This window comes from Legionella tucsonensis, from assembly GCF_001468035.1.
GTDB classification, from domain to species: Bacteria; Pseudomonadota; Gammaproteobacteria; order Legionellales; family Legionellaceae; genus Legionella; species Legionella tucsonensis.
Genome location: NZ_LNZA01000008.1, coordinates 286,613 through 295,577 on the forward strand (window position 1 = coordinate 286,613; position 8,965 = coordinate 295,577).

Here is an 8,965-nt window from a genome sequence, read left to right on the forward strand (position 1 = left end):
ACTGCCGTATTAACTGTAAATTCCGTAATTCCCCCGTCAATAACCACACAACCCGTTAGCCAAACAGTAACCGAGGGACAATCTGTAACATTCTCGGTAACCGCAACAGGTACTGCCCCTCTTTCCTACCAATGGAAAAAAAATGGGGTAGCAATTGCTGGAGCCACTACAGCAAGTTATAACATCCCCAGTGTTGCATTAGCAGATGCAGGAAACTATACCGTTGATGTATCCAATTCGGCTGGAACTGTAATAAGTAGTGCCGCGATATTAAGCGTAAATCAATTGAACCAGACCATCATTTTTACTAGCATAGCCCCAACCAATCCTATTGTAGATGGCAGTACTTATATCCCGACAGCGACTGCAACATCGGGCTTACCCGTGACGATTACTGTAGATACGAGCAGTAGTAACGTTTGTTCCATAAGCGAAGGTGTTGTCTCATTTATTGGCGTTGGGAATTGTATTCTCAATGCAAATCAGCCGGGTAATGTAAATTATGCTCCTGCTCCTCAAGTACAACAAAGCATATCTGTCGTTGGTTCATCTCCTCCTGCAATTACCTCAGCAGCTTCAACCACATTTCCCTTTGGGGTTTCAAGCTCATTTATCGTTACTGTAACTGGATCACCAGCACCTACACTGACAGTAACAGGAACATTGCCAACAGGAATTACTTTCAATTCTTCAACTGGAGTTCTTTCAGGCATTTCTACCCAAACAGGTAATTATCCAATTACTTTTACAGCAACAAATGGTATAGGAAATCCTGCCACTCAGTCATTCATCCTTACCATCTCCGCTTTTACTCCACCCAATCCTACTTCAGATACTGCAATGACTGGGTTAATTAATGCACAAGTAGTTGCTACCCAACACTTTGCCGAAACGCACATAATACAAATAACGGATCATTTACAACAATTACACCGTTTTGATCTTAAAAAAAATAAGGTGACATTAGGATTTCATACTCCGCCAACTCAGCAATATCAAGAGTTTTCTTCCGCTTCTCGAGGAATGATCAACCAATATAATAAACAACAGTTAGCATTCTCTTCTGGTACTGCCCCTCTTATCACCTCAAATGAGATTGATAACCAAAACTCAAGTAATTATCCACTTTCAAATTTAGATTCGTATGAACTGAATAACTTAACTCTAAATAATTTCTTGGTTAATAATCTCTCAATGTCTTTATGGGGTAATGGTAATACCAGCTACGGTAAGATAAGTAATCCAGGAGATAGTCGTAATAATTTCACTCTGGAAGGCCTGACTGTGGGAGTTGATTTTCAAGCTAAAGAATCACTGATTGCAGGTTTTGCTGTAGGGTATGCAACTGACAAAAGTACAATTAATCACTTTACTTCTGTAAGCAACGCCCATCAATTATCCCTTACAGGCTATGCTACCTACCAGCCCATAAATAATTGGTTTGTGGACGCTTTAATAGGTTATGGAGAGCCTAAATTTTCAAACAGACGCCAATCAGAGTTTAGTGGTGAAACCCTTCTTAGTAATAGAAATGGTAAAATGACTTATGGCTCTTTGGGTATATCTAATTTATTCACAATAAAAACTGTAATTACTCAATTATTTTGCCGCGCCGATATAGTATCTGCCGAACTAAACCAATTTGTGGAACAAGGTGGCCCTATGGCACTAACGTTTAACTCTTTGGATGCCTCAAATACATCATGGTCTACAGGGGTTTTTCTATCGAAAATCATTACATTTGAAACTTGGATACTCACTCCATCAGCGAGAACTCAATACAGTTACAACTCTGGAAGTAATAAATCCCAAGAACTCTTTTATACGAATTTAGGTCCAGAATTCAATTACAATTTTATTGCGGGTAACCTTCCTCAAAATATGGGATCGCTGGGTATTTGGTTTGATTTAACAAAGAAATCGGGAGGTAGCATTGCTCTTGGATGGATAGGTTCTACCGGTTCTTCAAATTACTCAATAAATTCAATTCAATTAAAAGCAGCATATCCCATAGGATAATTGCAATAAAATCAATGCTGATCGACTTTAGAAATTCTCATCCATATTTTTGAGGATTTTAAAGTTTAACTCATTACGTCACAATTTATTTCTTCAAGAAAAATGTATTATATTAATGTGAACACTGAACTATTACATATCAGCCACTTAGAAAGTGTAAATAAGGCTTTGCCCCACCAGATTCCCGAACGATGCTTTTATCTCATTTTTATCTATAAGAACTTTGGTTGATGACATGCATCATTACAATCTATCGTGGTTTTTTCTACTTGAATTGTTACATGTTGAATATTAAATTCATGACGTAATTGTTCAACCCATTCTGCCCTTAATGCATCAGAAAGCTCTTCATCAGGCATGTGTAAATGGACTGACATCGCATTTTCCTGAGTACTGAGAGCCCAAATATGTAAATCATGAAATCCTTTTACACCCGGTTTGTTTAATAGAAAATCGCTCACAGCCGTCCAAGAAATATTATCTGGCACTCCATCTATAATTAATCTGAAACTCCCTGCAAATAAAGTCCAGGTGCCCTTGAGCATAATTAATGCAATTAACAAACCGACTACAGGATCTATCCATAGCCAGCCAGTCCAATACAATAATGCTGCTGACAAAACTACACCAACTGAAACTAAGGCATCATAAAATAAATGTAAATAAGCGCCTCTAATATTTAAGTCCTCAGAACCATGAGCAAACAATAATGCAGTGGCTGAATTAATTACAATACCTACACCTGCGACGATCATTACCGATAAAGCCTGGACTTCTGATGGTGAAAATAATTTATAAACAGCATCAGTGGCAATAATTCCACAAGTAAAGACTAACAAAATCCCATTTGTCAATGCTGAGAGAATAGATATTTTTTTTAAACCATAAGTCGCTTTCATCGTAGGTGCGCGTTTCATAAGTACTGTAGCAATCCAGGCCAAAACCAAACCTAAAACATCACCTAAATTGTGAAACGCATCGGCCAATAAACTGGTCGAATTAGCCAAATAAGCAAAAACAATTTGTATGACCACAAAAAGACCGTTGGCGATTATGGAAATGATAAACGCTTTATTATAGGTCGCCGTGTGATGGTGATGATGATGTGAACCACCACCATGTGAGTGCGTACTCATAACGCGCCTTCATCTTTTTGAGTTTCAGAATAATAATTAATACCGATTTTTATTCGATTACGCTCTTTTTGTTTACGCCAAGCATTTGTATCGCGTAAAGAATACACACATCCACAGTATTCTTGTTTATAAAACTCTTCGCGCTTGGCAATTTCATACATACGTTCTGAACCACCATTTTTACGCCAATTATAGGTCCAGTACTCCAGATCAGGATATTTGCTTGCAGCTCGAATGCCGCAATCATTAATTTGATTCATATCTTTCCAGCGCGAAATTCCCAAAGAGCTGCTGATCACAGGAAAACCATGTTCGTGAGCATATAAGGCCGTGCGTTCAAAACGCATATCAAAACACATAGTGCATCGTTTACCACGCTCAGGCTCCCATTCCAAACCCTTAGCCCGAGCAAACCAATTATCTTTGTCATAATCCGCATCAATAAACGGGATATTGTGTTTTTGTGCAAAATTAATGTTTTCATTTTTTCTGATTTCATATTCTTGAACAGGATGAATATTCGGATTATAAAAAAAGATAGTGTAATTAATTTCTGAACTGATAAGCGCTTCCATAACCTCACCAGAACAGGGTGCACAACATGAATGCAATAACAATTTATCTGCACTGTTAGGTAGTTCTAATCGCTCTCTTTGTGTCATTTTGTTACATCCGGCAAATTGATGAAATGGTGACGATAATATACCAATTCTGCAATGGAGTCTTTAATGTCGTCTAATGCAAGGTGTTTTGATTCTTTAACTACCCCATTTAATAGTTCAGGCCTCCAACGTATAGCCAGCTCTTTTAATGTGCTCACATCCAAATTTCGGTAATGAAAAAACGCAGCGAGATCCGGCATGTATTTATACAAAAATCGCCTGTCCTGACACACACTGTTACCACACATTGGTGATTTGCCTTTATCCAAATACTGCTTTAGAAATTCAATGGTTAATTTCTCTGCTTGTGCCTCACTGATTTGACTTTGCAAAACTCGATTGACTAAACCAGATTGTCCATGTTGTCTGGTATTCCAGGAATCCATTCCATCCAGCAACACTTTAGGTTGAGAAATAGCAAAAATCGGTCCTTCAGCAATTATATTTAAATGGGGATCAGTCACCACCGTAGCAAGCTCAATGATCCTATCTTTTTCAGGCTCAAGTCCTGTCATTTCCAAATCTATCCAAATTAAATTTTGATTATTTTTCATTTGTCTTCCAGGAGTTTAGTATTAGTTCTACACAGGCTACTCGTCTTTGATGCAAGGCATGTTTAATTGCCTCATCCTTATAACCTTCAGCAATAATCGTTTGGCTATTCACTTTAGCACACTCAGTGAGCAAGTAACTCCATAATTTACTCTGTCGGTAATCAATATCTCGACCACAACCTTTTGCGTCAGATTCACAAGCAATTAACATATTATAGAAGAGTTGTGGACGACGAAATGCATCGCATTGTTCCAAAATTTTTACAATAGTACTGGCTTGCAACTCAAATAAGCGATGAATATTCAAATGAAATCGTGAAACCATGGTTGCGAGAGTACGATAATCATTAGGAATCCGTAAACGAGAACACAAATCCTCGATAATAGCAACACCTAGTTCTTCATGGCCATGATGACTTGGCCAATTGTGTGCTGGTGATAAAGCTTTACCTAAATCATGAACTAATGCAGAAAAACGTATCACAGGATCTGAAGTTAAAGTCACCGCAGCATGTAAAACCAGCAAAGTATGAACCCCAGAATCGACTTCATGATGATAACGATAAGGATTAGGAATACCAAACAGTGCATCAAGCTCAGGCAAAATTACACGCAATGCATCACAGGAACGTAAGGTAACAATAAATTGTTCAGGATTTTTTTCTTCCAGACTTTTTTGCCACTCCTGCCAGACACGTTCAGCCACCAAATGAGCCAACTCACCTCGTTGTACCATGCTATACATCAATGAACGTGTTTCATCAGCTAATTTAAAACCTAAATGATGAAAGCGAGCAGAGAAACGAGCAACACGCAGCACACGTACAGGATCTTCTACAAAAGCCGGGGATACATGACGAAGCAACTTAGACTCTAAATCCTTTAGGCCATTGTAGGGATCAATGAGGTGTCCTTGTTCATCTCGAGCCATTGCATTAATTGTTAAATCACGACGTACTAAATCCTCTTCCAAAGTTACAGTTTTATTGAAATCACAGGAAAAACCATAATATCCAGGAGCCAATTTTCTTTCTGTTCGTGCTAAAGCATATTCCTCACCAGTCTTAGGATGCAAAAAAACGGGGAAATCACGGCCAACTTTTCTGAATCCTTTTTTTAATAATTCATCTGGACTAGAACCAACAACAACCCAGTCGCGCTCTTTTACTGGAAGATTTAATAATTGATCACGAACAGCACCACCAACCAAGTAGACTTTCATTAAATTTAATTTACCTTCATACTGTATGATTATTTAGCCCTGGTTTTCTCTCTGAGCTAAGGATATTTTTAAATAATTATAATATAGATCGGAGCCATGAGTAAAAGACGTATTAGTAAACAACAATCTGCCCGTATTGAACAAATTCAACAAAATTATCATGAAAATAAAAAAAGTCATGATGATCTGGCTGATGGTTTAGTCATTACTCGTTTTAGCAAGCACGTTGTAGTCGAAGACAATCAAAGTAAACAGATACATTGTTCCATCAGACCCAATCTAGAAACATTGGTCGCCGGGGATAGGGTAATTTGGCAAGCAGAGGGAGTTAATCAAGGTGTAGTAGTCAGCCTATATCCACGAAGCAGTGTCTTGGCAAAACCAAGTGCAGGGTTGATAAAACCTGTTGCTGCAAATATTACACAACTCATTATTGTCATCGCACCAAAACCCGAAATATCTTGGCCATTGCTTGATAGCTATTTGGTTATGGCTGAAACACTGCACTTGCATGCAATAATTTTATTAAATAAAACCGACTTGCCCTGTGAATCTCTTAAAGAACAACTAATTCTGGACTATGGAACTCTTAATTATCCTATTCTACTAATTAATAAAAATTCTTCTGAGGGCTTCGAGCAACTCAAACATAGATTAAATCATCAAATCAGTGTTTTTGTAGGTCAATCCGGAGTAGGCAAATCATCGCTTATTTCAAGCATTCTGCCTCATGAACAAAATATCTCGATCAATGAACTTTCTGAAATATCAGAATTAGGTCGGCATACCACGAGCAATTCGCGCTACTATCATTTACCTAGCGGCGGGGCTTTAATTGATTCCCCTGGAGTAAGGGAATTTAGCTTAGGACATATAGAGGCTGCTGAAATCGTAAGAGGTTACCCTGAGTTTAGACCTTACTTGTCACAATGCAAATTTCGTAATTGCACCCATAAAGACACTCCGCATTGCGCCATTATTAAGGCAAAAAATGAAGGCTTGATTTCAGAAAAACGATATGAAAATTTCATCAAGCTTTGTGCCCAGTATACGAAATAAAACTTTTGCGGCCAAATACCAACCATTTACGTTCTGGATGAAAGCAAACACTATAACTCATAAATTAACAGCCTAATCACTATTTTTAATTCTATTTAGGATCGTATAATTACTAATTATATAGACCTATATAATCTAGGATAGGTCTGCTGCTATTCTTAGCCTTTTCCTTCTGTGTTACGGTTAAAATAGGTTGGCCCATTTTTAATAAGTATGCACTTATTCTCTCTTCTTGTCTGGGTTCAACAGAGAGCTTAGGTAATTGAGTTTTATACTCAACAATCATTGACTCAACATCTTTTACTTTCTCAGTTAAATTAAATATTTTTACCCTATCTAACTTACGGGGACGAGAAAAAAAGCATGAGGAGCTTTCAGTACTTTCACCTGATTGAGCTATTTGTTCATTAATATGCTTGGTGCAATTATTAAGAAATTTAGATTTTGCGGTATCTAAATTACATAATTTAATTAATCTCAATAAATGGGTGCGGTGGTGTTCACTTAATCCATTTAGGAATTCAGTAAATAAGATATTAACACGAAGTTGCTTCATGAGTTCATTTTGGTTTTGAGCATACGTTTGAATTATATCATCTAATAAATGATTAATTCGCATTCTAACTAATGGATTATTTGTATCAAAAAGCTGTAATACATTAAATAACAATTCCGGCTCAAACCAATGAACGCCAAGTTCATTTAACTTACAATTTTGAACAAGCTCCAACCATTTACTTGTTGATGGATAACGAGTAAACCATGTATACCAACTATTATCTCTACGTGCAGGAATAATGATATCTCGGATAATTTCTTCATAAGCCGTTTCCAAAGCTTTAGGCTTATTCGCGGCAATTAATGGCAACAGAATAGTAAAAATACCATATGCTTCTGGAAAAACGTTGTTTTTTTTATCCCATAAACTATGAACTTGCCGGGTATAGAAAATAGAAAGTTCAAATTGAGTTGTAAACAGAGAAACAAGCATTTTGCAACAATTTACAAATGCATCTGTTTTAATGAATGGTGAGTCCACACCAATTTCTTCTGGTTTCTGATAAACGGGCTGTAACTCCTTACTTGTAGCTTTTAAATCTGGACTAAATTCAAATAACCATTTACTTAGTATTTGAATTTCATAATTTATCTCATCATAACTATTGGCAGTACAAAGCGCGATAAATACATCTAACATATATTGTTCATTTTCCTTATACTCAATTCTTGTACCATATAAGAAATTTACATCAGCTAAATTATAATCATACAGGCGACGGAAAAGATTGTTAATTTCTTTTTTAAATTGTTCAAATTTAAGCCCGTTATCTTTCAAATAATAGTATCGTTCAACTAACTCCATTAAATGAGGTAAAAAGGCTATGGGCATACGACCACGATCTTTTAAATTTACAAAAACCTTTTTACGCATCAAATCCCAAAAATTTTTAAATCTTTCAGAGTTTACGCTTACTTCTCGTGAAGTTTGTTTACATAATTTTAGACGAGCTAATTCATCTACCGTAACAACACTTAGCTTTTTATCTCCTCTGTAAGTCGATAATTCAAATTTCCAATTTTCTAAGTGCTTACAAAAACTCAACTTTCTATATAAAGTATTCGCACCATGACCAAGATAAAAATTAAAGAGATTTACTGTTTCATCAAGCGATGAAAAATCATTTAAATCTTTTTCATTTACCAAAGTTGGTATTAGAATTTTTAAATAATTAATCTTCACTAATGGAGCAAGTTCTTTAGCCAAATCGATCCAGAGTTGATTAATAGCCGAAGGATTACGTGTGTAATCATCATCATCATCCACAATTGCTTCCCAACGGCTTTTATAGCAAGTAAGAAGGAAAAAAAAATCATCGCGGGTTAAATCGTCACTTGCTACTCGTTTAGAAAAACGATCAAAAAGACATTCACGTAACTTTGCATCACATGAAATGAGTTTGTTTTCCTTTTCTAAAGTTTGAATAAAATCCAAAATTCGTTGGACTAACATAAACTACAACCTATCCTTAAATAAAATTAACTTAAACTAAAGTCAAATATAAATCAATTATTAAACTTTACAAGGAATAACAGTAACAATTGGAAACTAAATTAAAAAGCAAGCAGGAATTTATCTCAACTTATAATGCTCATAGGAAAACGGCCTGAAAACTGCGTATTATTTATAGTTTTTATAACAATGTAGCACTGAAAAAAAAACGGCTTTGAAGCCGCTTTCTAAGAATAAAACCCTGGCGATGACCTACTTTCACATGAGGAGACCTCACACTATCATTGGCGCGGGCCTGTTTC

The 8,965-nt window shown here is 36.4% G+C and carries 7 protein-coding genes; 2 read left to right on the top strand and 5 right to left on the bottom strand.

Features of this window, described 5'->3' with window-relative positions:
* A partial coding sequence (locus Ltuc_RS14000) for an autotransporter domain-containing protein (RefSeq protein WP_193786865.1) occupies positions 1–2,019 on the top strand: 2,019 nt, incomplete at its 5' end.
* Positions 2,020–2,231: 212 nt separating this feature from the next.
* On the opposite strand, the gene Ltuc_RS14005 is transcribed toward Ltuc_RS14000, so the two are convergent.
* The 4 genes from Ltuc_RS14005 to Ltuc_RS14020 are packed head-to-tail and all read right to left on the bottom strand — an operon-like array spanning position 2,232 to position 5,593.
* Complete coding sequence (locus Ltuc_RS14005) at positions 2,232–3,155, bottom strand: cation diffusion facilitator family transporter (protein WP_058521972.1); 924 nt, start codon at positions 3,153–3,155, stop codon at positions 2,232–2,234.
* Complete coding sequence (locus Ltuc_RS14010; protein ID WP_058521973.1) at positions 3,152–3,817, bottom strand: epoxyqueuosine reductase QueH; 666 nt, start codon at positions 3,815–3,817, stop codon at positions 3,152–3,154. The genes Ltuc_RS14005 and Ltuc_RS14010 overlap by 4 nt, the downstream gene beginning before the upstream one ends.
* Positions 3,814–4,371 carry an oligoribonuclease gene (gene orn / locus Ltuc_RS14015; RefSeq protein WP_058521974.1) on the bottom strand — a complete coding sequence of 186 codons (558 nt, stop codon included), beginning with the start codon at positions 4,369–4,371 and terminating at the stop codon, positions 3,814–3,816. The genes Ltuc_RS14010 and orn overlap by 4 nt, the downstream gene beginning before the upstream one ends.
* The gene (locus Ltuc_RS14020) at positions 4,361–5,593 is read right to left on the bottom strand and encodes a multifunctional CCA addition/repair protein (RefSeq protein WP_058521975.1); all 1,233 of its coding nucleotides are present in this window, start codon (positions 5,591–5,593) and stop codon (positions 4,361–4,363) included. Before Ltuc_RS14020 ends, orn begins: the two co-directional genes overlap by 11 nt.
* Positions 5,594–5,689: 96 nt before the next feature.
* Here Ltuc_RS14020 and rsgA point away from each other — a divergent pair, with 96 nt between their 5' ends.
* Positions 5,690–6,652 carry a ribosome small subunit-dependent GTPase A gene (gene rsgA, locus Ltuc_RS14025; RefSeq protein ID WP_058521976.1) on the top strand — a complete coding sequence of 321 codons (963 nt, stop codon included), beginning with the start codon at positions 5,690–5,692 and terminating at the stop codon, positions 6,650–6,652.
* 112 nt (positions 6,653–6,764) lie between these two features.
* Here the strand turns inward: rsgA and Ltuc_RS14030 are convergent, their stop codons facing one another.
* A complete protein-coding gene (locus Ltuc_RS14030) occupies positions 6,765–8,645 on the bottom strand; it encodes a hypothetical protein (protein WP_238584158.1) in 1,881 nt (626 codons plus the stop codon).
* Between the last annotated feature and the right edge of the window lie 320 nt (positions 8,646–8,965).